26 protein-coding genes are annotated in these 23,244 nt (G+C 62.6%); 12 read left to right on the top strand and 14 right to left on the bottom strand.

The window, feature by feature from the left end; translation table 11 throughout:
* Positions 1-7 precede the first annotated feature (7 nt).
* Complete coding sequence (gene hrcA, locus ABWV23_RS09665; protein WP_353347245.1) at positions 8-1,075, bottom strand: heat-inducible transcriptional repressor HrcA; 1,068 nt, start codon at positions 1,073-1,075, stop codon at positions 8-10.
* 113 nt (positions 1,076-1,188) lie between these two features.
* On the opposite strand from hrcA, the gene rph reads away from it, so the two are divergent.
* The 4 genes from rph to ABWV23_RS09645 are packed head-to-tail and all read left to right on the top strand — an operon-like array spanning position 1,189 to position 4,017.
* Positions 1,189-1,902, top strand: coding sequence for a ribonuclease PH (gene rph, locus ABWV23_RS09660; RefSeq protein ID WP_353347244.1), 714 nt, complete (start codon positions 1,189-1,191; stop codon positions 1,900-1,902).
* Positions 1,899-2,510: an RdgB/HAM1 family non-canonical purine NTP pyrophosphatase gene (gene rdgB / locus ABWV23_RS09655; protein ID WP_353347243.1), complete on the top strand. Its 612-nt coding sequence runs from the start codon at positions 1,899-1,901 to the stop codon at positions 2,508-2,510. Before rph ends, rdgB begins: the two co-directional genes overlap by 4 nt.
* A complete protein-coding gene (gene hemW / locus ABWV23_RS09650) occupies positions 2,503-3,660 on the top strand; it encodes a radical SAM family heme chaperone HemW (protein WP_353347242.1) in 1,158 nt (385 codons plus the stop codon). The genes rdgB and hemW overlap by 8 nt, the downstream gene beginning before the upstream one ends.
* A gap of 3 nt (positions 3,661-3,663) precedes the next feature.
* Positions 3,664-4,017 carry a YbaN family protein gene (locus ABWV23_RS09645; RefSeq protein WP_353347241.1) on the top strand — a complete coding sequence of 118 codons (354 nt, stop codon included), beginning with the start codon at positions 3,664-3,666 and terminating at the stop codon, positions 4,015-4,017.
* Here ABWV23_RS09645 and ABWV23_RS09640 read toward each other — a convergent pair.
* The 7 genes from ABWV23_RS09640 to ABWV23_RS09610 form a co-directional block, all read right to left on the bottom strand.
* Positions 4,007-4,906 (bottom strand): ParB/RepB/Spo0J family partition protein, encoded by a 900-nt coding sequence (locus ABWV23_RS09640; protein WP_353347240.1) that lies wholly within the window; start codon positions 4,904-4,906, stop codon positions 4,007-4,009. The two genes, ABWV23_RS09645 and ABWV23_RS09640, sit on opposite strands and share 11 nt — an antisense overlap.
* A gap of 19 nt (positions 4,907-4,925) precedes the next feature.
* The gene (locus tag ABWV23_RS09635; RefSeq protein ID WP_353347239.1) at positions 4,926-5,735 is read right to left on the bottom strand and encodes a ParA family protein; all 810 of its coding nucleotides are present in this window, start codon (positions 5,733-5,735) and stop codon (positions 4,926-4,928) included.
* Positions 5,728-6,348 (bottom strand): 16S rRNA (guanine(527)-N(7))-methyltransferase RsmG, encoded by a 621-nt coding sequence (rsmG, locus tag ABWV23_RS09630; protein ID WP_353347238.1) that lies wholly within the window; start codon positions 6,346-6,348, stop codon positions 5,728-5,730. Before rsmG ends, ABWV23_RS09635 begins: the two co-directional genes overlap by 8 nt.
* Entirely contained in the window at positions 6,345-8,213 is a 1,869-nt protein-coding gene (gene mnmG, locus ABWV23_RS09625; protein ID WP_353347237.1) for a tRNA uridine-5-carboxymethylaminomethyl(34) synthesis enzyme MnmG, read from the bottom strand. Before mnmG ends, rsmG begins: the two co-directional genes overlap by 4 nt.
* A gap of 12 nt (positions 8,214-8,225) precedes the next feature.
* Positions 8,226-9,512, bottom strand: a complete 1,287-nt coding sequence (gene mnmE / locus ABWV23_RS09620) for a tRNA uridine-5-carboxymethylaminomethyl(34) synthesis GTPase MnmE (RefSeq protein WP_353347236.1) — start codon at positions 9,510-9,512, stop codon at positions 8,226-8,228.
* 28 nt (positions 9,513-9,540) lie between these two features.
* The gene (gene rho / locus ABWV23_RS09615; RefSeq protein WP_353347235.1) at positions 9,541-10,812 is read right to left on the bottom strand and encodes a transcription termination factor Rho; all 1,272 of its coding nucleotides are present in this window, start codon (positions 10,810-10,812) and stop codon (positions 9,541-9,543) included.
* Positions 10,813-10,937: 125 nt separating this feature from the next.
* A complete protein-coding gene (locus ABWV23_RS09610; protein WP_353347234.1) occupies positions 10,938-11,387 on the bottom strand; it encodes a CopD family protein in 450 nt (149 codons plus the stop codon).
* Between the two features lie 406 nt (positions 11,388-11,793).
* On the opposite strand from ABWV23_RS09610, the gene ABWV23_RS09605 reads away from it, so the two are divergent.
* From ABWV23_RS09605 to dnaQ, 4 genes are read left to right on the top strand one after another with little or no spacing between them, the layout of a single operon-like run.
* A complete protein-coding gene (locus ABWV23_RS09605; protein WP_353347233.1) occupies positions 11,794-12,393 on the top strand; it encodes a Maf family protein in 600 nt (199 codons plus the stop codon).
* The gene (locus tag ABWV23_RS09600) at positions 12,390-13,223 is read left to right on the top strand and encodes a shikimate dehydrogenase (RefSeq protein WP_353347232.1); all 834 of its coding nucleotides are present in this window, start codon (positions 12,390-12,392) and stop codon (positions 13,221-13,223) included. Before ABWV23_RS09605 ends, ABWV23_RS09600 begins: the two co-directional genes overlap by 4 nt.
* Positions 13,220-13,813, top strand: coding sequence for a dephospho-CoA kinase (coaE, locus tag ABWV23_RS09595; RefSeq protein ID WP_353347231.1), 594 nt, complete (start codon positions 13,220-13,222; stop codon positions 13,811-13,813). Before ABWV23_RS09600 ends, coaE begins: the two co-directional genes overlap by 4 nt.
* On the top strand, positions 13,806-14,495 hold the full coding sequence (gene dnaQ, locus ABWV23_RS09590; protein ID WP_353347230.1) for a DNA polymerase III subunit epsilon: 690 nt from the start codon (positions 13,806-13,808) through the stop codon (positions 14,493-14,495). Before coaE ends, dnaQ begins: the two co-directional genes overlap by 8 nt.
* Before the next feature lie 90 nt (positions 14,496-14,585).
* On the opposite strand, the gene secB is transcribed toward dnaQ, so the two are convergent.
* Both secB and ABWV23_RS09580 read right to left on the bottom strand, forming a co-directional pair.
* Positions 14,586-15,089 carry a protein-export chaperone SecB gene (secB, locus tag ABWV23_RS09585; RefSeq protein WP_353347229.1) on the bottom strand — a complete coding sequence of 168 codons (504 nt, stop codon included), beginning with the start codon at positions 15,087-15,089 and terminating at the stop codon, positions 14,586-14,588.
* A 55-nt stretch (positions 15,090-15,144) separates the two neighbouring features.
* Entirely contained in the window at positions 15,145-15,642 is a 498-nt protein-coding gene (locus ABWV23_RS09580; protein ID WP_353347228.1) for an FxsA family protein, read from the bottom strand.
* Between the two features lie 108 nt (positions 15,643-15,750).
* On the opposite strand from ABWV23_RS09580, the gene ABWV23_RS09575 reads away from it, so the two are divergent.
* From ABWV23_RS09575 to ABWV23_RS09565, 3 genes are read left to right on the top strand one after another with little or no spacing between them, the layout of a single operon-like run.
* Complete coding sequence (locus ABWV23_RS09575) at positions 15,751-16,407, top strand: Tim44/TimA family putative adaptor protein (RefSeq protein ID WP_353347227.1); 657 nt, start codon at positions 15,751-15,753, stop codon at positions 16,405-16,407.
* Positions 16,404-17,450 carry a murein transglycosylase A gene (mltA, locus tag ABWV23_RS09570; protein WP_353347226.1) on the top strand — a complete coding sequence of 349 codons (1,047 nt, stop codon included), beginning with the start codon at positions 16,404-16,406 and terminating at the stop codon, positions 17,448-17,450. Before ABWV23_RS09575 ends, mltA begins: the two co-directional genes overlap by 4 nt.
* Positions 17,450-18,052 (top strand): Smr/MutS family protein, encoded by a 603-nt coding sequence (locus ABWV23_RS09565; RefSeq protein WP_353347225.1) that lies wholly within the window; start codon positions 17,450-17,452, stop codon positions 18,050-18,052. The genes mltA and ABWV23_RS09565 overlap by 1 nt, the downstream gene beginning before the upstream one ends.
* A gap of 4 nt (positions 18,053-18,056) precedes the next feature.
* Here ABWV23_RS09565 and ABWV23_RS09560 read toward each other — a convergent pair whose 3' ends face one another.
* The 3 genes from ABWV23_RS09560 to hslV all read right to left on the bottom strand — a co-directional run bounded on the left by ABWV23_RS09560 (position 18,057) and on the right by hslV (position 21,150).
* The gene (locus ABWV23_RS09560; RefSeq protein ID WP_353347224.1) at positions 18,057-19,151 is read right to left on the bottom strand and encodes an alpha/beta hydrolase; all 1,095 of its coding nucleotides are present in this window, start codon (positions 19,149-19,151) and stop codon (positions 18,057-18,059) included.
* A 78-nt stretch (positions 19,152-19,229) separates the two neighbouring features.
* Positions 19,230-20,537, bottom strand: coding sequence for an ATP-dependent protease ATPase subunit HslU (gene hslU / locus ABWV23_RS09555; protein ID WP_353347223.1), 1,308 nt, complete (start codon positions 20,535-20,537; stop codon positions 19,230-19,232).
* 55 nt (positions 20,538-20,592) lie between these two features.
* A complete protein-coding gene (hslV, locus tag ABWV23_RS09550; RefSeq protein WP_353347222.1) occupies positions 20,593-21,150 on the bottom strand; it encodes an ATP-dependent protease subunit HslV in 558 nt (185 codons plus the stop codon).
* 105 nt (positions 21,151-21,255) lie between these two features.
* Between hslV and ABWV23_RS09545 the strand changes: the two genes are divergently transcribed.
* Positions 21,256-22,167 (top strand): hypothetical protein, encoded by a 912-nt coding sequence (locus ABWV23_RS09545; RefSeq protein ID WP_353347221.1) that lies wholly within the window; start codon positions 21,256-21,258, stop codon positions 22,165-22,167.
* Positions 22,168-22,370: 203 nt separating this feature from the next.
* Here ABWV23_RS09545 and ABWV23_RS09540 read toward each other — a convergent pair whose 3' ends face one another.
* Complete coding sequence (locus ABWV23_RS09540; protein ID WP_353347220.1) at positions 22,371-23,123, bottom strand: DUF3800 domain-containing protein; 753 nt, start codon at positions 23,121-23,123, stop codon at positions 22,371-22,373.
* Between the last annotated feature and the right edge of the window lie 121 nt (positions 23,124-23,244).

Below are 23,244 nucleotides of genomic sequence, written 5' to 3'. Positions count from 1 at the left end.
TCCACCTCTAGCTCCGGTCCGAAATCAGTTTCCCGACCAGCTGTGCCGTGTAATCCACGATCGGCACGATACGTCCGTAGTTCAAGCGCGTCGGGCCGATGACACCCACCGCGCCGATGATCTTTCGGTCCGCGTTCATATAGGGAGAGACCACCAAAGAGGAACCCGAAAGTGAGAAAAGTTTGTTTTCGGAGCCGATAAAAATCCGCACCCCCTCGCCGTCCTCGGCCAGATCCAGGAACTGCTCGATGTCGCGCTTGCGCTCCAGGTCATCGAACAGGGTCCGGATACGGTCCAGCTCTTCACCGAACCCGTCCTCGTCCAGCAGGTTGGAGCGGCCGCGCACGATCAGGCGGGCCGAATCGCCCTCGCCCTCGTCCCAGACCGCCAGCCCGCTCTCGACCATCTCGCGCGCAAGGCTGTCGATCTGCTGGCGCCGCGCCGCGATCTCGGTTCGGATCACCGTCCGCGCATCGCGCAGCGTGCGCCCCTCGATCAGCGTGTTGAGGAAATTCGTCGCCTCGCGCATCGAACTCGGGGTCTGCCCTGGCGGTGGCTTGAACAGGCGGTTCTCGACGTGACCATCGGCAAAGACCAGCACCACCAGCGCCCGGTCCTGGGCCAGCGACACGAACTCGATATGCCGGATCTCGGCCTCCTGCTTGGGCGCAAGGACCAGCGACGCCCCGTGCGTCACCCCTGACAACGCGGCCCCGACCCGGTCGAGCAGCCCGCCGACATCCGCCGAATTGCTGCCCGAGACCGTTGCCTCGATCTTTTCGCGGTCGGCCACCTCGGGATCGCTCACCTCGAGAAACCCGTCGACGAACATGCGCAGACCCATCTGGGTCGGAACCCGCCCGGCGCTGACATGCGGGCTGTCGAGCAGGCCCAGAAACTCCAGATCCTGCATCACGTTGCGGATCGTGGCGGCGCTGACCTTTTCGCTCAGCGATCGGGTCAGGGTCCGGCTGCCGACGGGATCGCCGCTGTCGAGATAGGATTCCACGACGCGCCGAAACACCTCGCGCGACCGGTCGTTCAGCTCGTCCAGAATGTTTCTTGCATCGTTCATTCGCGTCACCCTTGGCGGTGCGCCATTAAAGACCACAGGGGCGCAAGGTCAATCGGGGTTGCGCAGATGCCCCGCCCGGCGGTATCCCCACGCCGAAAAACAAAGGATTTCACATGCGACCCTCTGGACGAGATTTAAGTGACCTGCGCGCGGTTTCAATCGAAACGGGCGTGACGAAACACGCCGAAGGATCCTGCATGATCCGCATGGGCGACACCCACGTGTTGTGCACCGCCACCATCGAGGACCGCGTCCCGCCATTTATCAAGGGCTCCGGCCTCGGCTGGGTCACCGCCGAATACGGCATGCTGCCGCGCGCCACCAACACCCGCATGCGACGCGAGGCCGCAGCCGGCAAGCAAGGTGGGCGCACCGTGGAAATCCAGCGCCTGATCGGTCGCAGCCTGCGCGCCGGCGTCGACCGGGTCGCACTGGGCGAACGCCAGATCACCGTCGATTGCGACGTAATCCAGGCCGATGGCGGCACCCGCTGTGCCTCGATCACCGGCGGCTGGGTGGCCCTGCGGCTGGCGGTGAACAAGCTGATGAAAGCAGGCGATGTGCTGAGCGACCCGCTGATCGACCCGGTCGCGGCGGTCAGCTGCGGCATCTATGCCGGTCAGCCGGTGCTGGACCTGGACTACCCCGAGGATTCCGAGGCCGGCGTTGACGGCAACTTCATCATGACCGGCTCGGGCCGGCTCATCGAAGTTCAGATGTCGGCCGAAGGCTCCACCTATACCCGCGCACAGATGAACGAACTGCTCGATCTGGCGGAAAAAGGCGTGGGTGAACTGGTCGCCGCACAAAAGGCCGCCTGCGCATGACCCGGAAGTTCACCGGCGACCGGCTGTTGGTCGCAACCCACAACAACGGCAAGCTGGAGGAGATGACCCATCTCCTCTCGCCCTTTGGCGTAACGGTGGTCGGCGCCGGTGAAATGAACCTGCCGGAACCCGAGGAAACCGAGGATACCTTCGTCGGCAATGCCCGGATCAAGGCCCACGCGGCAGCGCGGGCCACCGGCCTGCCGGCGCTGTCCGACGATTCCGGCATCACCATCGACGCGCTGGACGGCGCACCGGGGGTTTATACCGCCGACTGGGCCGAAACGCCCAAGGGCCGCGATTTCGTCATGGCGATGACCCGCACCCATGAAGAGCTCGAGGCCAGAAACGCCCCCCACCCCCGAACCGCGCAATTCCGCTGCACGCTGGTGCTGGCCTGGCCCGACGGGCATGACGAGGTGTTCGAAGGGGTGATGCCCGGCCGAGTCATCTGGCCGATGCGTGGGGCGCAAGGCCACGGCTATGACCCAATCTTCGTACCGGAGGGATATGACATCACCTTTGGTGAAATGGACCGCTGGGAAAAGAACACGATCAGCCACCGCGCCCGCGCGGTCGAGAAGTTCGTTGCCGGCTGTTTTGAATGAGGATTGGCGCAACGGGGGCTTTGGCCTCTACGTGCATTGGCCCTTCTGCCAGGCCAAGTGCCCCTATTGCGATTTCAACAGCCATGTTTCACGTGAAATAGACCAATCCGCCTGGGTTAGAGCCTATGTTCGCGAAATCTCGCGGGTTGCTCAGGGCACCTCGGGCCGGGTGCTGAACTCAATCTTCTTTGGCGGCGGCACCCCCAGCCTGATGGCACCCGAGACCGTCGCGGCGGTGATCGAGGCCGCCCGCGCCCACTGGCCCTTTGCCAATGACATCGAGATCACGCTTGAGGCCAACCCCGGTTCGGTCGAGGCCGGCCGCTTTGCCGGCTATCGCGATGCCGGGGTCAACCGCGTCTCGCTCGGGGTGCAGGCGCTCAACGACGACGACCTGCGGCGCCTCGGCCGCATCCATACCGTGGATGAGGCCCGCACCGCCTTTGACATCGCCCGGCGCTGTTTCAACCGGGTGAGCTTTGACCTGATCTATGCGCGCCAAGGGCAAACCCTGCAGGCTTGGCGCGATGAGCTGGCCGAGGCGCTGGAGATGGCGGTCGATCACCTCTCGCTCTACCAGCTCACCATCGAACCCGGCACCGCCTTTGGCGATCGCTACAAGGCCGGCAAACTGCGCGGGCTGCCCGATGACGACCTCTCGGCGGAAATGTATTTTGCCACGCAGGATATCTGCGCGCGGCACGGGCTTCCGGCCTACGAGGTCTCCAACCACGCCCGCCCCGGATCGGAATCGCGGCATAACCTGATTTACTGGCGATACGGCGACTACCTCGGGATCGGTCCCGGCGCACATGGGCGCATCACGCAAGGGAACGTACGATTTGCCACGGAAACGCCCCGAAATCCCACCGCATGGATTGAGGCGGTGGAACGTGACCGCGCTGAATCGGTCAGAACCGCTCTAAGCCCACAAGATCAGGCCAGTGAATACCTGATGATGGGGATACGCCTCACCGAAGGGCTGGATATTGACCGGTTTGAAAAAATTGCCGGCCACCCTTTGCCCGCAGGCCAGATCACCTATCTACAAGACTTGGGCATGATCACGCTGTCGGGCGACCGGCTGACCGTGACCGATCAAGGGCGCCCGATTTTGAACGCGATCATTCGCGAGTTGCTGGCGGGCTGACACATGCGGTTTCTCTGGGCAGGACTGGGCACGATCTGCGTCGGCCTTGGCGTCATCGGTGCCTTTCTTCCGCTGCTCCCGACCGTGCCGTTCCTGCTGCTCGCGACTTTCCTCTTCGCGAACTCCTCGCCCCGCTTGCACAACTGGATCGTCTCGCACCGGCATTTCGGCCCGATGATCGAGGATTGGACACGATCGGGTGCCATCCGCCCGCGCGCGAAACGGCTGGCAACCCTTTCGATTGTCGCCGTTTTCGCGATTTCACTGGTCGCCGGCGTCTCGCCTCTGATCCTGGCGATTCAAGCCATCGTGCTCGGCTGCGTGCTACTCTTTATCTGGACCCGACCTAACGGCTGAGGCGACCGCACAGATCGTCGAGTTGATCCAGCGTCTCGTAGCGGATAGTGACAATCCCCGCCTCGCCCCCCGGCTTGTGGTCGATTGCCACCTTCATGCCGAGAACCGCCGAAAGATCCCCCTCCAACGCCTTGGTGTCGGCGTCTTTTTCCATCGCCCGTTTGGGCGCAGGCTTCGGCACCTCGGTATCGCCCTCGCCCCCGTTCTGTTTCTTGGCCAGCGCCTCGGTCGCCCGCACCGAAAGCCCGTCCCGCACCACGGACTTGGCAAGAGCCGAGGGGTTTTCCGAGGTGATCAGCGCCCGGGCATGCCCTGCCGACAGGGCGCCATCCTTCACCAGGTCCTGCACATCCTCGGGCAGCGTCAGCAGCCGCAACAGGTTGGCGATATGGCTCCGGCTTTTTCCCAACGCTTCGGCAAGCTTTTCCTGGGTATGGCCAAAGCGATCCATCAACTGCCGATAGCCCGAGGCCTCTTCCATCGCGTTGAGATCGGCGCGCTGGATATTCTCGATGATCGCGATCTCCAGCACCTCGGTGTCGTCGAGATCGCGAATCAGGACCGGCACTTCGTGCAATTGCGCCGTTTGCGCCGCGCGCCACCGACGTTCCCCGGCGACGATCTCGTACCCGCCACCTACAGCCGGACGCACGATCAGGGGTTGAAGAATGCCCTTTTCCCGCACCGATGCCGCCAGATCCGCCAGATCCTCGGCATCAAAGGTGCGCCGCGGCTGATTCGGGTTCGGCTTGACCTGTTCGATCGGGACCTGAGTATCGGCGCGCCGCAGCGATTGCTCCGCCGTCGGGGCGGGATCCGTCGAAACATCCGCCATCAGCGCCGACAATCCACGACCCAACCCGCGAGGTTTGTTCTTTTTCTCTGCCACGGTTTTCCCTCCGCGCCGCTCAGGCGGCGATCCTCTCGTGTTTTCCAATCAGTTCCCGCGCTAGCGCCCGATAGGCAATCGCCCCTAGCGAGCCTGAATCATAGCTGAGCACGGGCATGGCATAGGATGGGGCCTCGCTTACCCGCACGTTGCGCGGGATCATCGTCTTGAAAACCAGGTCACCAAGGTAGTCGCGCGCGTCCTTCTCGACCTGCTGCGACAGGTTGTTGCGCCGATCATACATCGTCAACACGACCCCTTCGATCCTCAAGTCCGGATTCGCGGTCTGCCGCACCTCTCGGATCGTCAACATCAGCTGCGACAACCCCTCGAGGGCGAAAAACTCGCTTTGCAGCGGAACCAGAACCGAATGCGATGCCACCATGGCGTTGACCGTCAACAGGTTCAACGATGGCGGGCAGTCGATCAACACGTAATCGAACTCGAACACATCCATGGCCGGCTGCCGCAACGCGTCGTGCAATAGAAAGCTTCTTTTCTCGTTAGCCATCAATTCGATATCGGCCGAACTCAGGTCGACGGTCGCCGGCACGATTGACAACCCTTCGATCCCGGTCGGCCGGATCACATCGCCAAGGGGAACGTCCTCGACCAACAATTCATAAGTCGTCATGTCCCGGTCAGCCGATTCGATTCCCAACCCGGTCGAGGCATTGCCCTGCGGATCGATATCCACCACCAGTACCCGCTTGCCGCATTCCACCAGGGCGGCGGCCAGGTTGATCGCGGTCGTGGTCTTTCCCACCCCGCCCTTTTGATTGGTGACGGCGATGATTCTCGGTCCTTGCGGGCGGGACAGGTCAGCCACGCGACACTCCTTCGATTTTCAAGATTACCGCTTCGGGGTCAGTGATACTGGTAATCTCCTCGGCGCGGAATTTCCATTTTTGCCGCACGGCTTCGACTTCTTTTCTCCAGGTGACGCCTTTGGGAAACAGCGCAACGCCGGTCGGCTTCAAATGCCGCTCAGAAAACGCCAGCAATCTATCCAGATCGGCGAGCGCGCGTGCCGAAAGAATATCCGCCTGTTGCGGATCAACCGCCTCGATTCTCTCGGAAATAACCTTGCATCTTGCCCCCGTTTCCCGCGCGGCTGTGCGCAGAAAGGCCGCCTTGCGCTGGTCGCTTTCGATCAATGTCACGCGAAGGTCGGGGGCCGCGTCGGAGGCAAGAATTCCGACGATCAAGCCCGGAAACCCGCCACCGCTACCAAGATCCACCCAATGCCCCGTGGGTGTGACACAGCGGAAAACCTGAACCGAATCAACAATATGCCGCGTCCAGAGGTCGGCCATACTGTTGCGCGACACGAGGTTGATACGCGGATTCCATTTCTCGAGCAAAGCCGCAAAGAGGTTCAGGCGCTCGGATGTTTCACGTGAAACATTAAGCTCCGGCGGAAGCGTCCCCTGCCCCCTCATGCCCGGCGTGCCTCGTCTCCGCGCCGCAACCGCGCCAGCAACAGCGCCAGCGCCGCCGGTGTCATCCCGTCCACCCGCGCCGCTTGAGCCAGATTCCCAGGACGCGCACCCGAGAGTTTCATCTTCAATTCATTCGACAGCCCCTCGATGGTATCGTAATCGAATCCTTGCGGAATCTCCCGCGTTTCATCCCGCCGAAGCGCCTCGATATCCTTTTTCTGACGCTCAATGTAATTGACGTAAAGCGCCTCACGCTCCATCTGACGACGGGACTCGTCATCCACGCCCTCCAGATCCGCGTCCAGACCAACCACGTCATCGAATGTCACATCCGGAAAGGCCAGAACGGCCATCGCCGTCCGCCGCGATCCGTCCTGGTTGACCCGAATACCGGCGGCCGCCACCTCTTTCGGCGTGTAGAGGCGATCGGTCAGTTTTGCACGCGCACCCTCCAACCGCTCCATCTTGTCCCCGAAAATCGCCGCCCGTTCATCTCCGACGCATCCAATCTTCAGCCCCATCGGCGTCAAGCGCTGATCCGCGTTGTCGGCCCGTAGCGACAGACGAAATTCGGCGCGCGAGGTAAACATGCGATAGGGTTCGGTGACACCACGGGTGGTCAGGTCGTCGATCATCACGCCGATATAGCTTTCCGAGCGGTGAAAACTGACAGCGGGTTTCCCCAACGCGTCAGACGCCGCGTTCAGCCCCGCGACCAGCCCCTGCGCCGCCGCCTCTTCATAACCCGTGGTTCCATTGATCTGCCCGGCAAGGTACAGGCCCGGCACGTCCCGTACCCCCAGATGTTGTGTCAGCGCACGCGGATCCACATAGTCATACTCGATCGCATACCCCGGTTGCAGGATTACCGCGTTTTCCAACCCGACAATGGAGCGCACGTAAGCCTCTTGCACATCTTCGGGAAGAGAGGTCGAAATCCCGTTGGGATAGACCGTGTGATCCCTTACCCCCTCGGGTTCGAGAAAGATCTGGTGCGAGTCCTTTTCGCCAAACCGCACGATCTTGTCCTCGATCGACGGGCAATAGCGTGGCCCGACCCCCTCGATATGACCGCCGTACATTGCCGAGCGGGACAGGTTCTTTTCGATGATCTCATGGGTTCGCGGGTTGGTATGGGTAATCCCGCAAGAAATCTGCGGCGCCTCGACCCCGCGCGAGAGAAAGGAAAACAGAACCGGATCGTCATCCCCCGGCTGCATGTCCAGCCCATCCCAAGCAATGGTCTGCCCATCCAGTCGCGGCGGCGTGCCGGTTTTCAACCGCCCCAGCGGCAAGCCGAAGGAATCGATTTTCTCTGCCAGTTTGATCGACGGCTTGTCCCCCATGCGCCCGCCCGGGCGCGAAACATCGCCAATGTGAATCACGCCGCGCAAGAAGGTTCCCGAGGTCAAGACCACCGCTTTGGCCGGGATCTCGGCCCCATCGGCCAGAACGATCCCGCGAACGCGATCCCCGTCCATCAGGAAATCGGTGGCTTCGCCCTCTATGATCGTCAGGCCTGAACGCGCCTCGGTCTCGGCCAGCATCGCCGAACGATAGATGGCCCGGTCTGCCTGCGCCCGCGGCCCCTGCACCGCCGGCCCCTTGCGGCGGTTCAACAGGCGAAACTGGATACCTGCCCGATCCGCGACACGGCCCATGACCCCGTCCAGCGCGTCGATCTCGCGGACAAGGTGGCCTTTCCCCAGCCCCCCGATCGCCGGGTTGCATGACATGACGCCGATTCCATCTCGGGTCAGCGTGACCAGCGCCACCTGCGCGCCCAGCCGCGCAGCCGCATGGGCCGCCTCGGCCCCTGCGTGGCCGCCGCCGACGACAATCACATCGAATCGCGAATGTTTCACGTGAAACACTCCTCACTTACCCAGACAGAAACTGGCGAAGATCTCGTCCAGCAGGTTTTCCACGTCGATCCGCCCGACCAGAGATTCAAGGGCCCGAATCGCGTGGCGCAGCTCTTCCGCAGCGATATCATACATATCTGGTCCATTTGCCAGAACCGACCTTGCCGCGAAAAGCGATTTCAGTGCCCGCTCCATCGCCGCCTTGTGCCGCGCCCGTGTCGCCATCCCCGCGCTTGCAGACCTTTGTGACAGGGTATCCCCGATTTCGGAAACCAACCAATCCAACCCCTCTCCGGTCAGGCCGGACACCGCGCGCGACGTGTCGGCCCTCTGATCCGCCTTTGGACGCACCCGGATATCGCCCGACTGAAAGGGAACCTCCAGATCTTCCGCGTCCTCCGCCAGGAACACTCGAAGATCGGCCGCCTCAGCCCGCTTCCGGGCCAAGGCGATTCCCATGCCCTCGACCGCATCCTGCGTTTCGCGCAAACCGGCGGTATCCAGCAAGGTCACCGGCAGCCCGGCCAAGTCCATCCGAACCTCGATCACGTCCCGCGTCGTGCCGGCATGTTCCGATGTGATCGCCGCTTCTCGTCCCGCCAATGCGTTGAGAAGCGTGGATTTTCCCGCGTTCGGCGCACCGATGATCGCCACTTCGAAGCCTTCTCGGATCCGTTCGGCCATGCGCACCCCGGCGGTTTGCGCCTTGAGGTCCTCTTCGACCTTGTCGAGCAGCGCGGTCACCTCTGGCGTCACGTCGGTGGGCACCTCTTCGTCAGCGAAATCAATCACCGCCTCGATCAGCGCCGCGGCGCGGATCAAATCCGCGCGCCAGGCTTCGGCCAATCGGCCTAGCGCCCCGGCGAACAGGGTTTGCGCCTGTTTGCGTTGTGCTTCGGTTTCTGCGTCGATCAGATCGGCGAGCCCCTCGACCTGCGCGAGGTCCAGCTTGCCGTTTTCCAGTGCGCGGCGGGTGAACTCGCCCGGTTCGGCAAGGCGCAAACCCTCGATCCGACCAAGCGCGGACAGGATCCCCGCAACCCCGGCCACGCTACCGTGCACCTGCAGTTCCGCCACATCCTCGCCGGTGAAACTGGACGGTGCGGCAAAACTCAGGATCAGCCCCTCGTCCAACACCTCGCCGGCATCGTCACGCAATGTCCGCAGGGTCATGCCCCGTGCCGACAGGGTACAACCTCCAAGCTTCCCGGCCGCGGCATGTGCCAACGGGCCGGAAATGCGGATCACCGCCACGCCGGATTTGCCGCGCGCGGTTGCCAGTGCGAAAATCGTATCCATGGCGCGTCTCCGCGCGGAAAATCCGCGCTCAGGTGTTCATGGAGTCGAAGAACTCGGAATTGGTCTTGGTCTGCTTGAGCTTCGACAGCAGGAACTCGATGGCGTCGGTCGTCCCCATCGGGTTGAGGATACGCCGCAGGACAAAGGTTTTCTGCAGATCGCCCTTGTCGATCAGGAGATCCTCTTTCCGGGTGCCCGACTTGAGGATGTCGATGGCCGGGAACACCCGCTTGTCGGCAATCTTGCGATCGAGCACGAGCTCGGAGTTGCCGGTGCCCTTGAACTCCTCGAAAATCACCTCGTCCATCCGGCTGCCAGTGTCGATCAGCGCGGTCGCGATGATGGTGAGCGATCCGCCCTCTTCGATATTCCGGGCCGCACCAAAGAACCGTTTTGGGCGTTGCAGCGCGTTGGCATCCACACCACCAGTCAAAACCTTGCCCGAGGAGGGCACCACGGTGTTGAATGCCCTACCAAGTCTTGTGATCGAGTCGAGAAGAATAACAACATCTCGTTTATGCTCGACCAGGCGCTTGGCCTTTTCGATCACCATCTCCGACACCGCAACGTGGCGCGTCGCCGGTTCGTCAAAGGTCGAGGAGACGACCTCGCCCTTGACCGAGCGTTGCATGTCGGTGACCTCTTCGGGCCGTTCGTCGATCAGCAGCACGATCAGATAGCATTCCGGGTGGTTCTTTTCGATCGAGTTGGCAATGTTCTGCAGGATCACCGTCTTACCGGTCCGCGGCGGTGCCACGATCAGCGACCGCTGCCCCTTGCCGATCGGGGCCACCAGGTCGATCACCCGCGCCGACTTGTCCTTGATGGTGGGGTCTTCGACCTCCATCTTCAGACGCTCGTCGGGATAAAGCGGCGTGAGGTTGTCAAAGGCGATCTTGTGGCGGGCCTTTTCGGGGTTTTCAAAGTTGATCGTGGTGACATTGGTCAGCGCAAAGTACCGCTCGTTGTCCAGCGGCGCCTTCATCTGCCCGTCAACGGTATCCCCGGTACGCAGGCTGTATTGCCGGATCATGTCGGGAGACACGTAGATGTCGTCCGGACCCGGAAGATAGTTCGCCTCGGGCGAGCGCAGGAACCCGAACCCGTCCTGCAGCACCTCGAGTACGCCGTCTCCGAAAATCTCCCATCCCTCGTCCGCGCGTTCGCGCAGGATCTGGAACATCATCTCGCCCTTGCGCATGGTCGAGGCGTTCTCGATCTCAAGTTCCTCGGCCATGGACAAAAGGTCCTTGGGGCTCTTCGCCTTGAGATCAGACAGGGTGAGGGATTCGACGGTCATGATGATACGGCCCTTGGTCCCCGAACGGTCACGGGGCACTTTTCAAATAGACAGGAAGGCACATCGCCCGGACGGGCGCGTTGACGGCCTACATAGTCAAGCGGTCTGGCCGAGTCAAATCCGGATCAGAACTTGACCACGACCGAGATCACGATCACCACCATCAAGAGCGTCGGAACCTCGTTCATCATGCGGAACTGGCGGCCGGTCAGACGGTTTTGCCCGGCGAGAAAGTCCTTGCGGCGCCAATCCAGCCAGTAATGGAACCAAGTCATGGCGATCACGGCGGCGCCCTTGGTCCAAGGCCAGATCCAGCTCCAGTCGACGATCCCCGGTGTTGCCACCAGCATCAGCCCCATGATCCAGGTGGCGATCATCGCCGGATGCATGATGTAGCGAAACAGCTTTTCCTCCATCACAAGGAAGATCGCCGGTGCGTCGGCAACCGTTTCGGCCTTTTCTATGTGATAGACGAACAATCGGGGCAGGTAGAACAGCCCGGCCATCCAGGACAACACGGCCATGATATGGATCGACTTGGTCCAGGGGTACAGCGTGATCAGCAGGTCGGACATCTCGTTCCTCTCGTGGGCCCCTGTTTCCTAATAATAAGAAAGAAAAGAAGAAAGGATGATGATGAGGTAGTGTGCCTCAAATCGGTGGATTATTGCCTTGTCCCGCCAGTTATCCACCTTGGGGACAGCTTGGGACGGTTTTCCGAGCCAACTCATGCGGAGAAAATATTTTCGCTTACTTTCAATGACTTGAAACGTCAAAACCCGAAACGCCTATTGGGGATAACTTCGGGAGAAAACCGGATAACCAGTCTTCTCCCAAGGGCAGCGGTTATCCTTATCCAGCCGGGAGGAATCCTGCGGGAATCGGGTGAAGATGGCCTGAAACCCGGGGGTCTTGCACCTTGTGCCAGATTTCCTAGAAACCATAACGGTTCGTCCGCACCAAGATACCGGAGTTTTCCACATGTCTGTCCCGATCATCCTGGCTTCCGGCTCCGAGATCCGCGCGACGCTCTTGCGCAATGCCGGGTTGCAGGTCGAGGCGATGCCGCCCCGTGTCGATGAGGACGCGGTCAAGGCGGCCCTGATCGCCGAGGGCGCCCCGCCGCGCGACATCGCTGATGCGCTGGCCGAATTGAAGGCCCGCAAGCTCAGCGAAAAGCATCCTGGCGCGCTGGTCATCGGCTGTGACCAGGTACTCGATTTCGAGGGCGCGCTGCTGTCCAAGCCGGAAACGCCCGAGGCCGCGCTTGACCAACTGCGCCAGATGCGTGGCAAACGTCACAAGCTCCTGTCGGCGGCGGTGATCTGCCGTGACGGGCGACCGGAATGGCGCCATGTCGGCCAGGTCCGCCTGACCATGCGCGACGTCAGCGATAGCTATCTACAGGACTACGTCGCACGGAACTGGGACAGCATCCGCCACTCCGTCGGGGCCTACAAGCTCGAGGAAGAGGGGGTGCGCCTGTTCACTGCCATTGACGGGGATTACTTTACCGTTTTGGGTATGCCATTGTTGGAATTGCTCAATTTCCTGATGCTTCGGGGGGCGATAGACTCATGACAGATACGAAAATTCCGCTGGCGGGGGTGATCGGAAGCCCGATCGCGCATTCCAGATCGCCGCAACTGCACCGCCATTGGCTCCAGACCTACGGGATCGCCGGGCATTACATCCCGATGGAGGTTCGCTCCGACGATCTCGAACAGGTGCTGCGAACGATGCCGAAAATGGGTTTCGTCGGCATCAATGTCACCATTCCGCACAAGGAAAAGGTGCTTGGCATCGCCGATCAGGTCACCGACCGGGCAACGCTGATCGGGGCTGCGAATACGCTGATCTTCCGGCCCGATGGTGGCATACACGCCGACAACACCGATGGCTATGGCTTCATGGAGAACCTGCGCCGTGGCGCGCCGGACTGGATCCCCGAGGCCGGACCCGCGGCGGTTCTGGGGGCCGGCGGCGCGGCGCGGGCGGTGATCTCGGCGCTGCTCGACGCCGGTGTCCCGGAGATCCTGTTGACCAATCGCACCCGGGTGCGGGCGGAAAAGCTCAAACAGGATTTCGGTCAACGCTTGCGCGTGGTCGACTGGGTTCAGGCCGGCAACATCATCGAGGATGCCGCACTGGTGGTGAACACGACCTCTCTCGGGATGCTCGGCAAGCCCGATCTCAGGGTGCCGCTGGACGGGATCGGACCGCAGACGGTGGTCACGGATCTTGTTTATAACCCCCTGAAAACGCGCCTTCTTCAGGTCGCGGAAGAGGTCGGTGCAACCGCTGTCGATGGTCTCGGCATGTTGATCTACCAGGCGGTGCCGGGGTTCGAGCGCTGGTTCGGCCAGCGCCCCGAGGTTGACGAAGCCACCCGCGCGGCGGTTCTGGCATGAGCTTTGCTCTGGGCCTGACCGGGTCGATCGGCATGGGCAAGAGCACCACCGCCAAGCTTTTTGCCGAAGCGGGTTGCGCGGTCTGGGATGCGGATGCCGCCGTGCATCGCCTTTACGCCCCCGGCGGCGCGGCGGTCGAGCCAATGCGCAGCGCCTTTCCCGAGGCGGTCATTGACGGCGCGGTCTGCCGCGAGGCGCTCAAACGCATCATCGTCGCCGACCCTTCGGCGCTTGGACGGATCGAACAGATCGTGCACCCCCTCGTGGCCGAGGATCGCGCAGAGTTCCGCGCACGGGCCACCGCCGATATCCTGGTCTTTGACATCCCGCTCTTGTTCGAAGGCGGAGGAGAGACCCAGTTTGACGCCGTTGCCACCGTCTCTGCCCCGCCCGAGGTGCAGGAGGCGCGGGTGATGGAACGCGGCACCATGACATCCGAGCATTTTCACCATATCCGCAGCAAACAGATGCCAGACGCAGACAAACACGCGCGCGCCGACTATGTGATCGTCACCGACACGATGGACCACGCGCGCGAACAGGTGCAAGAGATCGTGGCAGACATCAGGGCAAGGATGCAGAATGCGTGAAATCGTACTCGACACCGAAACCACCGGGTTAGACCCGAAAACCGGCGATCGCATCGTCGAGATCGGCGCGGTCGAGCTCTATAATCACATGGCCACCGGCAACACCTATCACCAGTACATCAACCCCGAGCGCGACATGCCCGAAGAGGCCTTCAAGGTACACGGGCTGAGCATTGATTTCCTGAGTGACAAGCCGGTGTTCAAGGAGATCGGGCAGGCGTTTCTCGATTTCGTGGGCGATGCCAAGATGGTCATCCACAACGCCAGCTTCGACATGAAGTTCCTCAACGCGGAATTGCAGTGGATGGGGCTGCCGCAGCTGCCCTGGGAACAGGCGATCGACACGCTTGCCATCGCGCGCAAGAAGTTTCCCGGCGCGCAGGTCTCGCTGGATGCGCTGTGCCGGCGCTTTTCCATCGACAACTCGTCCCGGACGCTGCACGGCGCGTTGCTCGACTCCGAGATCCTGGCCGAGGTCTATCTCGAACTGATCGGTGGCCGGCAGCCGGATTTCGGCCTGCAGGCCGACCAGGACCAGCGGGGTGTCGATGCCGCCCAGGACAACTGGCGCCCGAAACCCCGCCCCACCCCCCTTCCCGGCCGGATCAGCGCCGAGGAACAGGCGGCCCATGCCGCCTTTGTCGAGAAACTGGGCGAAAACGCGCTTTGGCGACGGGGGTGATCCACCCGTAGCGCACCACGAGAGACAGCGTAAACGCGAAAGGCCGCGATCGGGGGATCGCGGCCTTGGTCATTCCGTGGTCGTCGATGTTCAGGCGTTGGCCGGTGCCTCGCCCTGCGCGGCCTGGCGGCGCGCCAATTCGCTGCGGTAAAGCGCGACAAAGTCGATGTTGTCCAGGTTCAGCGGTGGGTAGCCGCCGTCGCGGGTCACGTCGCTGACGATCCGCCGCAGGAAGGGGAACAGCATCCGCGGGCATTCGATCAGCAGGAAGGGATGCAGTTGATCGTCCGGCACTCCGGCGACGTGGAAGATGCCGACATACTCGATTTCCATCAGGAACAGAACATCGTCCATGCCCTTGGCCTTGGACTCGATGTTCAGCTTGATCATCACTTCGTACTGGTTGTCGGGCTTGCGCTTCTTCGCGTCCAGGTTCACCTGCACGCTGATATCGGGCTGCACCTCGCCCGAGGCACCCTTTTGCGCCATGACGTTCTCAAAGGACAGGTCGCGCACGAATTGGCCCAGAACCTTCATCTGGACCTGCGGCGCCTGTTGCGCTGGCGCGCTGTCGTTCTCGGGCTTTTCGGCCATCGGATATCTCCCAAAACTCGCGTTCGGGGCTGCTTATCACCTCACCCGGCATTGCTCAATGCCGGTCGGGGCCCTCGACCCAGCCCGACGGGCGCTGTCCGGGGCGGCGCGCCCGGTCCGGATCGACCTCGGTGAACTCCCCGTCGACGACGTCGCCGGGTCCGCCAGGACGGAACCCGGCAGAGCTTCCCATCTCGAACCGGGTCATCGTGACGCGGCCACGCAGATAGCGGAACACGGCCGAGCGCACCGGCGGCATCAACAGGGCAAAGCCCATCGCGTCGGTAAAGAATCCCGGTGTCAGCAACAGCACGCCCGAGACCAGGATCATCGCGCCATGGGCCAGCGGCTCGGTCGGATCGTCAAGCTCGGAAAACGCCCGCTGCAACTGCCCCATTGCGACACGGCCTTGTGTGCGCACCAGCCAGGTTCCCAGAACGGCGGTCAGGATCACCACCGCAAGGGTCGGCCACAGCCCGATCAGACCGCCCACCTGGATGAAAAGGGCGATTTCGATCAAGGGCACGGCCAGAAAGGCCAGAAACAGATACATCGCGCGGCTCCTTTCGCATGTGCGGAACAGTGGACTAACCCCTGCCCCTCACCTACATAGGGGCCATTGGGCAGCCTTACAAAGCCCGACGCCTGACACGAGGACCAAATGAACTCACCTTTGATCCAGCTTCTGGTACTGGCCGGCATCGCGATCTTTCTGATCCTGCGCCTGAAAAACGTTCTGGGAACGCGCGAAGGCTTTGAAAAGCCCAAGGCTCCCACGCCGGTTGACCGTCGGTCACGGCCCGATCTCGAGGTGATCGAGGGCGGCCCCGACCGCGACATCACCGATCACGTGGCCGAGGACAGCCCGGCAGCCCAGGCGCTGACGGAAATGAAACGCGTGGAACCGGGGTTCTCGGTGTCGGAGTTCGTCCAAGGCGCACGCGGCGCCTACGAGATGATCCTGATGGGCTATGAGCTGGGCAATCTCGACGAGATCCAGCCGTTCCTGGCAGAGGACGTGTTCGAAACCTTCGTCGCCGGCGTTGCCGCGCGCGAGGACCAGGGCCTCAAGATCGAGGCCGAGTTCATCGGCGTGCGCGAAACCGCGATCACCGATGTGCACTTTGACAAGGACACCAATTTCGCCGAGATCACCATGCGTTTCGTCGGCGAGCTGACCTCGGTCGTGCGCGACCGCGGCGGTGATATCGTCGAAGGCAGCCCGACCGAGATCAAGCGCCAGAAAGACAGCTGGACCTTTGGCCGCGAAATGGGCGCTGCCGATCCCAACTGGCGGCTCGTCGCCACGGACGGATGATTGCCGCGCTCCGCTCAGCTGTTGTGGCGGGGGCCGTCCTGATGGCCTCCGTTCCCGGCGCCGGGGCGGAACCCGCCTACGAGATCCTGGATTTCGGCCGTCTCGATGGCTGGGAAAAGGACAACCATGCCGCCGCGCTCGAGGTGTTTCTCGAAACCTGCCCGGACATGGACGATCCCGACTGGCGCAACCTTTGCGCGCTGGCCCAGCAACAGACACCGCAAAGCGCCCGCGCCTTTTTTGAGCTTTTTTTTCGCCCGGTGATGATCCGCGACGGGTCAAAGCCGTTGTTCACCGGGTATTTCGAACCCGAGCTTGACGGCGCCCTCCAGCCCAGCGCGAGGTTTCGCTACCCGGTTTACAGGATGCCGCCCGAGGCGCGGCGCGCCTCCGTCTGGCTGTCCCGGCGCGAGCTGTTGACCACCGGGGTGCTGGAAAACCGCGGGCTCGAGATCGCCTGGGTCGACGATCCGGTCGAACTGTTCTTTCTGCAGATCCAGGGCTCGGGGCGGATCCGGCTTCCGGACGGGCGAACGCTGCGCCTGGGCTATGGCGGCTCGAATGGCCACAATTACAACTCCATCGGGGTCGAGCTGGTGCGGCGCGGCGTCTACAACGCACACCAGGTCAGCGCGCAGGTGATCAAGAACTGGGTGCGCCGCAACCCCGAGGCCGGGCAGGAGCTCCTGTTTCACAACCCGTCCTACGTGTTCTTTCGCGAGGTCGGGCATGTCGGCGATCACCTCGGCCCGCTTGGCGCGATGAACCGCCCGGTGACCCCGTTGCGCAGCATCGCCGTCGATCCGGCCTTCGTGCCGCTGGGGGCGCCGGTCTGGCTGGAAAAGGACGGCGCGGGAAAGATGCGGCGGCTGATGATCGCCCAGGACACCGGGTCGGCGATCAAGGGTGCGCAACGGGCCGATATCTTTTTCGGCACCGGCGCGGCCGCCGGGCAGGCCGCCGGACGGCTGCGTGACCCCGGCCGCATGATCGTGCTTTTGCCGATCCAGCGGGCCTATGCCTTGTTACCGGACGGGATGTGATGGCGCGGCGCAAACTCAGCAAGGACGAGCTTGAGCTCTGGCACAGGGTCGCCAACCAGGCCGAGCGGTTGCATCCCGCCCGGCCCGAGGCCGTCCCGCCGCAACCGATGGCGAAGTCAAATCCGGGGAAACGGCCCGAGTCCGCCGAAATGCCCCCCGAAATCCCGCCGTTTCGCCTTGGCCAGGGGGCCAGGTCCACCGCCGCCCGCCATGATCTGAAACCGTCGATGGTCGAACACCTGTCCACCGCCCCGGTGCGGATGGACCGCAAGGCCTTTACCCGTATGAAGCGCGGCAAGCTCAAGCCCGAGGCGCGGCTTGACCTGCACGGGATGCGGCTGGATCGCGCGCATCCGGCGCTGATCCAGTTCATCCTGTCGTCGCAGGGCACAGGGCGCCGGCTGGTGCTGGTGATCACCGGCAAGGGCAAGCGCAGCGCCGATCCCGGCCCGATCCCCACCCCGCGCGGCGTGTTGCGGCACCAGGTGCCGCATTGGCTGTCGATGCCGCCACTGGCGCAGGCGGTGCTGCAGATCACCCCGGCGCATCTCAGCCATGGCGGTGAGGGGGCCTATTACGTCTATCTGCGCAAACCGCGCTGAGCTGCTACATCTTGGTCAAAAGCAGGTCGGGCGACAGGATCATCTGCGTCGCGTTGCGCACCGTCAGAACCGTGCCCGGCAACAGCCCCGACCGCCCCGAGCGATCCGTCTGGAAGGCATCCTTCATCGTGTCGCTGTTGTTGATCAGAGAGATCAGCGCCGGCGAGGTGCCGAAGGTGAAATGGTTGACGCCGCGTTTGCTGAACTCCGAAACATCCACGATCATCACCGGAAAATCCCCCAACGCCTCCGGGTCGGTCAGGTTTCCCAGCCGCGCCGTGGCCCCGTTGATCCGCGCCGACAGCGCCAGCGCCCGGTCATTTTTCGAGGTGATGATGGCAAACGGCCTTGGCAGATCGCGGAACCGCACCGCCTGCATGCGGAACAGCTCCACGTCCAGGTCGGGCGAGATCAGGACCACGCCGCCCAGCGCCCGCCGGGTCCAGCCGGGGGTGCCGATCTCGATCTGGCGCAGCGTTTCCATCACCAGCATTGACCCGAGCGAATGCGCGATCACCACGATGCGCCGGGGTCCGGCCGCGCGCAGATCGTGCAACAGCTGCTCCAGCGCGTCGCGCGATACCAGAACGCTGTCGCGGTCATAGGTATAGCCCAGAGGATGCGTCGCACTCGGCCACGAGAAATGCACCGGCACTGCCGGCACGTTGAAATCGTGCACGATCTGCGCGGTCCGGAACACCCCGTCGAAAAAGCTGTTGTTGTAGCCGTGGACATAGAGAACGATCTCGCGCTGGTCGGGCGGTCGGGCTCGAAGAGCCCGTGCCAACGCTGCGCGAAACGCCTGCCGCCCGTCCATGTCGGTCCGGCTGGCGATGGTGAAATCGGTCTGCGGGTTCGGATGATCATATCCGTTGCGGATCCGCCCCTCCTGATGGGTCGGCGGGATCGACACCCCCAGGTTCATGTAGCTCATCTGCTCGGACCGCCCGGTGGTGAACCACCCGCCCGGCTCGGGAATCCGGTTGGTGGCGGTGAACACGGGCAACAATGTCCCGACGTCGGACGCTTGCGGCACAAGCGGGGCGTGAAAGCGGTCGGCACAGGCCGAAACCCCGGTCGCCGCCATCAACATGATCATCTGTCTTCGTTGCACCGCGAATCCTCGTACTCGTCTCAACCTGTTCCGAAATCAGGATAGCGGGCGATGACGCGGGGTCTAGAGAACGTAGCGACTCATATCCGCCGAGCGGGTCAGTTCGCCCAGGTTCTCTTCGACGAAATCGGCATTCACCGTCACCCGGTCGCCGGCGCGGTCGGGCGCGGTAAAGGACAGCTCCTCGAACACCCTCTCCATCACCGTGTACAGCCGCCGGGCGCCGATATTCTCGACCGACTGGTTCACCTCGGCCGCGATCTTGGCCAGCGCCGCGATGCCGTCCTCGGTAAAGTCGACCACCACCTCCTCGGTGCCCATCAGCGCGGTGTACTGCCGGGTCAGCGCGTTGTCGGTCTCGGTCAGGATGCGCACGAAGTCGCTCTCGGTCAGCGCCCGCAACTCCACCCGGATCGGCAGCCGGCCCTGCAGTTCCGGCAACAGGTCCGACGGCTTGGCGATGTGAAAGGCGCCCGAGGCGATGAACAGGATATGGTCGGTCTTGACCGGCCCGTGCTTGGTGCTGACCGTGGTGCCCTCGATCAGCGGCAGCAGGTCGCGCTGTACGCCCTCGCGGCTCACGTCGCCGCCGCGCACGTCCTGGCGCGCGCAGACCTTGTCGATCTCGTCGAGGAAGACGATGCCGTTCTCCTCCACCGATTCCAACGCGGCCCGCGTCACCGCCTCGTCGTCCAGCAGCTTGTCGGCCTCTTCCCCGATCAGCAGATCATAGCTTTCGGCCACCGTGGTCTTCTTGCGCACGGTGCGCCCGCCAAAGGCCTTTCCGAACAGGTCGCCCAGGTTCATCATGCCCATCTGGCCGCCCGGCTGGCCGGGAATGTCGAACATCGGCATCGGGTTCGAGGTATCGGCCAGGTCCAGCTCGATCTCGGTATCGTCCAGTTCCCCGGCCTTGAGCTTCTTGCGGAACATCTCGCGCGTGCCCTCGCGCGCGCTCTCGCCGGCGATGGCGTCGATCACCCGCTCCTCGGCCGCATGATGCGCCTTGGCCTTGACCTCTTCGCGCATCCGGTCGCGGGTCTGCGCGATGGCGCTGTCGACAAGGTCGCGGACGATCTGTTCCACGTCGCGCCCGACATAGCCGACCTCGGTGAACTTGGTCGCCTCGACCTTGATGAAGGGGGCGCGGGCCAGCCGTGCCAACCGGCGCGAGATCTCGGTCTTGCCGACGCCGGTGGGCCCGATCATCAGGATGTTCTTTGGGTAGACCTCGTCGCGCAGATCGTCGGCCAACTGCTTGCGCCGCCAACGGTTGCGCAGCGCCACGGCCACGGCGCGCTTGGCGTCGGCCTGTCCGATGATGAACCGGTCCAGCTCGGAAACGATTTCGCGGGGGGTGAGGTCGGTCATGTCTGTCCTTCGGGTGTCACTGGTCAAATGCGGATCGGTTGCGATGGCATGCGGGCTAACCCCCGATGCTCTCCACCGTCACGTTGCCATTGGTGTAAACGCAGATGTCCGACGCGATCGCCATCGCCTTGCGGGCGACCTCCTCGGCGGTCAGATCTGTGTCCATCATTCCCCGCGCGGCGGCGAGCGCATAGTTCCCGCCCGAGCCGATCGCGGCGACGTCATGTTCCGGCTCCAGCACGTCACCGGCGCCGGTGATCACGTAGATCTCGCGCCCGTCGCTGACGATCAGCATTGCCTCGAGCTTTTGCAGGTACTTGTCGGTGCGCCAGTCCTTGGCCAGCTCCACCGCCGCGCGCTGCAACTGGCCCGGGGTCGCCTCCAGCTTGGCCTCCAGCCGCTCCAGCAGGGTAAAGGCATCCGCCGTCGATCCGGCGAACCCGGCCACCACGTCATAACCGCCCGGCGACAGTCGGCGCACCTTGCGCGCGGTGCCCTTGATCACCGTGTCGCCCAACGACACCTGCCCATCGCCCGCGATCACCACCTGTCCGCCCTTGCGGACGCCGATGATGGTGGTGCCGTGCCAGCCGGGAAAGGAATTCTCGCTCATCTGCGTCTCCTGCTCATTGCCTGCCTATATGGACGGGGCGATGCGAACAGACAAGGGCGGCGCGTCCCGCTTGCCCTGCCGGCGCCCCCTGACTAGCGTGCCGCCATGAGCGATCACCGCGTCACCTTCTATCTCGAGGACGGCCTGCGCCAGAGCGCCGAGGCCGGGCAGCACAATTTCCTTGCGCTGGTCGCCGGGGTGCTGCGCGACGCCGGATTCGACATAGCCTATCGCCCGGATTCACCCGAGGACCGTGCCGCCTCGGCCACGCGGGCGGAATATGCGCTGTTCCACATGGCCGAGCCGACCCATGACCGCGCGCTGACCCTGCGCCGCGTCTATCACTACCCGTTCTGGGCGATCGAGCCCTCCGCCCGCCGCTGGGACTGGCGCGTTGCCAAAACCGGTTTTCCCGCCGATGCGGTGCCGCGCAAGGAGGCCGATCGTTTCTATCGCTTCTGGCAGCGGCGCCTGTTCGGCGAGGCCCCGGACCACGCCGCGCGCGAGGGGTTTACTTACGTGCCGCTGCAAGGTCGCCTGCTCCAGCATCGGTCGTTTCAAAGCTGTTCACCGCTCGACATGCTGCGCGCGACCCTCGCCCACATCCCCGGCCCGGTCATGGCGGGGTTGCACCCGAAGGAGCGCTATTCGGACGACGAACGCGCCGCGCTCGACCGGTTGCAGCGCGATAACCCCCGCCTGGGCGTCACCATGGGCGGGATGGAGCGCTGGCTGAAGGGCTGCGATCTCGTCGTCACCGAGAACTCCAGCGCCGCCTTCAACGGGTTCTTTTTCGGCAAGCCCGCCGTGCTGTTCGCCCGCTCCGATTTTCACCACATCGCTGCTGATGCCGCCCGGGTGGGGGCAGAGGAGGCCCTGCGCGCGGCCCCGGACATGGCGCCCGACTACGCCGGATACCTGCACTGGTTCTGGCAGAAGATGGCGATCAACGCCGGCCGCCCCGAGGCCCCGGAGAGGATCCGCGAAGCCCTGCTGCGGGCCGGATGGCCGGTGTAGCTTAGTGAAGGGTGAGTGACTAACGTTTCTACTGTCAAAAAAATTCGGAATCACGTGGTCAGCACATAATAACCCATTGTGTCAAGAGAATCTTATGTGTAGAGTGAGGGGGAGGAGTCATCATGCGTCGAAAATCCTGATGATGTCAGGAGAACGCCATAGCGCGTAGACTGCTAGACAGTCCTAGATGTATGGGGCTCCGCTTACCTTCTCGGTTTTCTGTTCCATATCTGGAAGTTTGAATTTTTCTTCGGGCTATCTTGATCATAGCTACGGAGCCTGGACTTTCTTAGTACATACTCCGAAAGTAGTACCTTTGCTCGTCGCGCTCCGGTCTCGAGATGCCTCTTATTCTTATACGAAGCAACTGCACCAAGTATCACATCATTAATTTGTAATATGTCATCTTTCTTCGAATCCTTTGCCGTCAATACTCTGACTGGTCCGAAGTCAAGCTTGTATTCTTTTGCCGCGCCGGCGTTCAAAATCCTATGAAGCTTTTCAAGGGGGGTAGTACTGAGTCTGCGATCCAGGCAAATGTAGAGAGATGCCAGATCTCCATATCGACCGATAACTTGATGCAACAGCATCTGGTAATAGAGCTTGGAAATCCCGAGGTCGGGGTCTCCATCATTGAATCTGGTGTGGTCCCACATATGGTTGTCGAACGTTGTAGCGTGAAACGATAAAGCACTTCTTTCGGAAAAGCCGAAATATAGATCAACCAAAGCTTTGTACTCGTCGAGTTTTTGGTTTGACACCTTGCTCCACTTAAGTTCCGCAAACATCCCGTTGTCTAGCCGGAACTTATGGATTGCTCGATACAATGATTCAACGAAGCGTCTCCGAACGACTGTAGCGCCAACCAACATGTGGCGATCGTTGCTGATGCCGCTTTCATCAGCAAAGACGGAGAAATCTTGTATCGGGATGGAAGGCAGCAAACGTTCTTTCATCCCGAAATCAAATCAACTTTAGGTGGGAGGAGTCAACTAGAGAATCCCAATCTAGTTGTATTCCCCATAGAGGATAACATTAACGAAAACCGGCAAAAAACCTAAGGAACTGGTGTGGAAG

This window comes from Aquicoccus sp. SU-CL01552, from assembly GCF_040365005.1.
Lineage (GTDB): Bacteria > Pseudomonadota > Alphaproteobacteria > Rhodobacterales > Rhodobacteraceae > Antarcticimicrobium.
This window is presented reverse-complemented; position numbering and strand designations above follow the sequence as displayed.

Excerpts from the sequence above, each read along its gene's own strand:
- mltA (WP_353347226.1), top strand. The coding sequence starts at position 16,404 with ATGATTGCCGCGCTCCGCTCAGCTGTTGTGGCGGGGGCCGTCCTGATG.
- ABWV23_RS09645 (WP_353347241.1), top strand. The coding sequence starts at position 3,664 with ATGCGGTTTCTCTGGGCAGGACTGGGCACGATCTGCGTCGGCCTTGGC.
- ABWV23_RS09545 (WP_353347221.1), top strand. The coding sequence starts at position 21,256 with ATGAGCGATCACCGCGTCACCTTCTATCTCGAGGACGGCCTGCGCCAG.
- rsmG (WP_353347238.1), bottom strand. The coding sequence starts at position 6,348 with ATGAGGGGGCAGGGGACGCTTCCGCCGGAGCTTAATGTTTCACGTGAA.
- ABWV23_RS09600 (WP_353347232.1), top strand. The coding sequence starts at position 12,390 with ATGACAGATACGAAAATTCCGCTGGCGGGGGTGATCGGAAGCCCGATC.
- ABWV23_RS09605 (WP_353347233.1), top strand. The coding sequence starts at position 11,794 with ATGTCTGTCCCGATCATCCTGGCTTCCGGCTCCGAGATCCGCGCGACG.
- hrcA (WP_353347245.1), bottom strand. The coding sequence starts at position 1,075 with ATGAACGATGCAAGAAACATTCTGGACGAGCTGAACGACCGGTCGCGC.
- dnaQ (WP_353347230.1), top strand. The coding sequence starts at position 13,806 with ATGCGTGAAATCGTACTCGACACCGAAACCACCGGGTTAGACCCGAAA.
- ABWV23_RS09560 (WP_353347224.1), bottom strand. The coding sequence starts at position 19,151 with ATGATCATGTTGATGGCGGCGACCGGGGTTTCGGCCTGTGCCGACCGC.
- secB (WP_353347229.1), bottom strand. The coding sequence starts at position 15,089 with ATGGCCGAAAAGCCCGAGAACGACAGCGCGCCAGCGCAACAGGCGCCG.
- ABWV23_RS09575 (WP_353347227.1), top strand. The coding sequence starts at position 15,751 with ATGAACTCACCTTTGATCCAGCTTCTGGTACTGGCCGGCATCGCGATC.
- mnmE (WP_353347236.1), bottom strand. The coding sequence starts at position 9,512 with ATGGATACGATTTTCGCACTGGCAACCGCGCGCGGCAAATCCGGCGTG.
- ABWV23_RS09565 (WP_353347225.1), top strand. The coding sequence starts at position 17,450 with ATGGCGCGGCGCAAACTCAGCAAGGACGAGCTTGAGCTCTGGCACAGG.
- hslU (WP_353347223.1), bottom strand. The coding sequence starts at position 20,537 with ATGACCGACCTCACCCCCCGCGAAATCGTTTCCGAGCTGGACCGGTTC.
- ABWV23_RS09540 (WP_353347220.1), bottom strand. The coding sequence starts at position 23,123 with ATGAAAGAACGTTTGCTGCCTTCCATCCCGATACAAGATTTCTCCGTC.
- rph (WP_353347244.1), top strand. The coding sequence starts at position 1,189 with ATGCGACCCTCTGGACGAGATTTAAGTGACCTGCGCGCGGTTTCAATC.
- hslV (WP_353347222.1), bottom strand. The coding sequence starts at position 21,150 with ATGAGCGAGAATTCCTTTCCCGGCTGGCACGGCACCACCATCATCGGC.
- coaE (WP_353347231.1), top strand. The coding sequence starts at position 13,220 with ATGAGCTTTGCTCTGGGCCTGACCGGGTCGATCGGCATGGGCAAGAGC.
- rho (WP_353347235.1), bottom strand. The coding sequence starts at position 10,812 with ATGACCGTCGAATCCCTCACCCTGTCTGATCTCAAGGCGAAGAGCCCC.
- ABWV23_RS09610 (WP_353347234.1), bottom strand. The coding sequence starts at position 11,387 with ATGTCCGACCTGCTGATCACGCTGTACCCCTGGACCAAGTCGATCCAT.
- ABWV23_RS09580 (WP_353347228.1), bottom strand. The coding sequence starts at position 15,642 with ATGTATCTGTTTCTGGCCTTTCTGGCCGTGCCCTTGATCGAAATCGCC.
- rdgB (WP_353347243.1), top strand. The coding sequence starts at position 1,899 with ATGACCCGGAAGTTCACCGGCGACCGGCTGTTGGTCGCAACCCACAAC.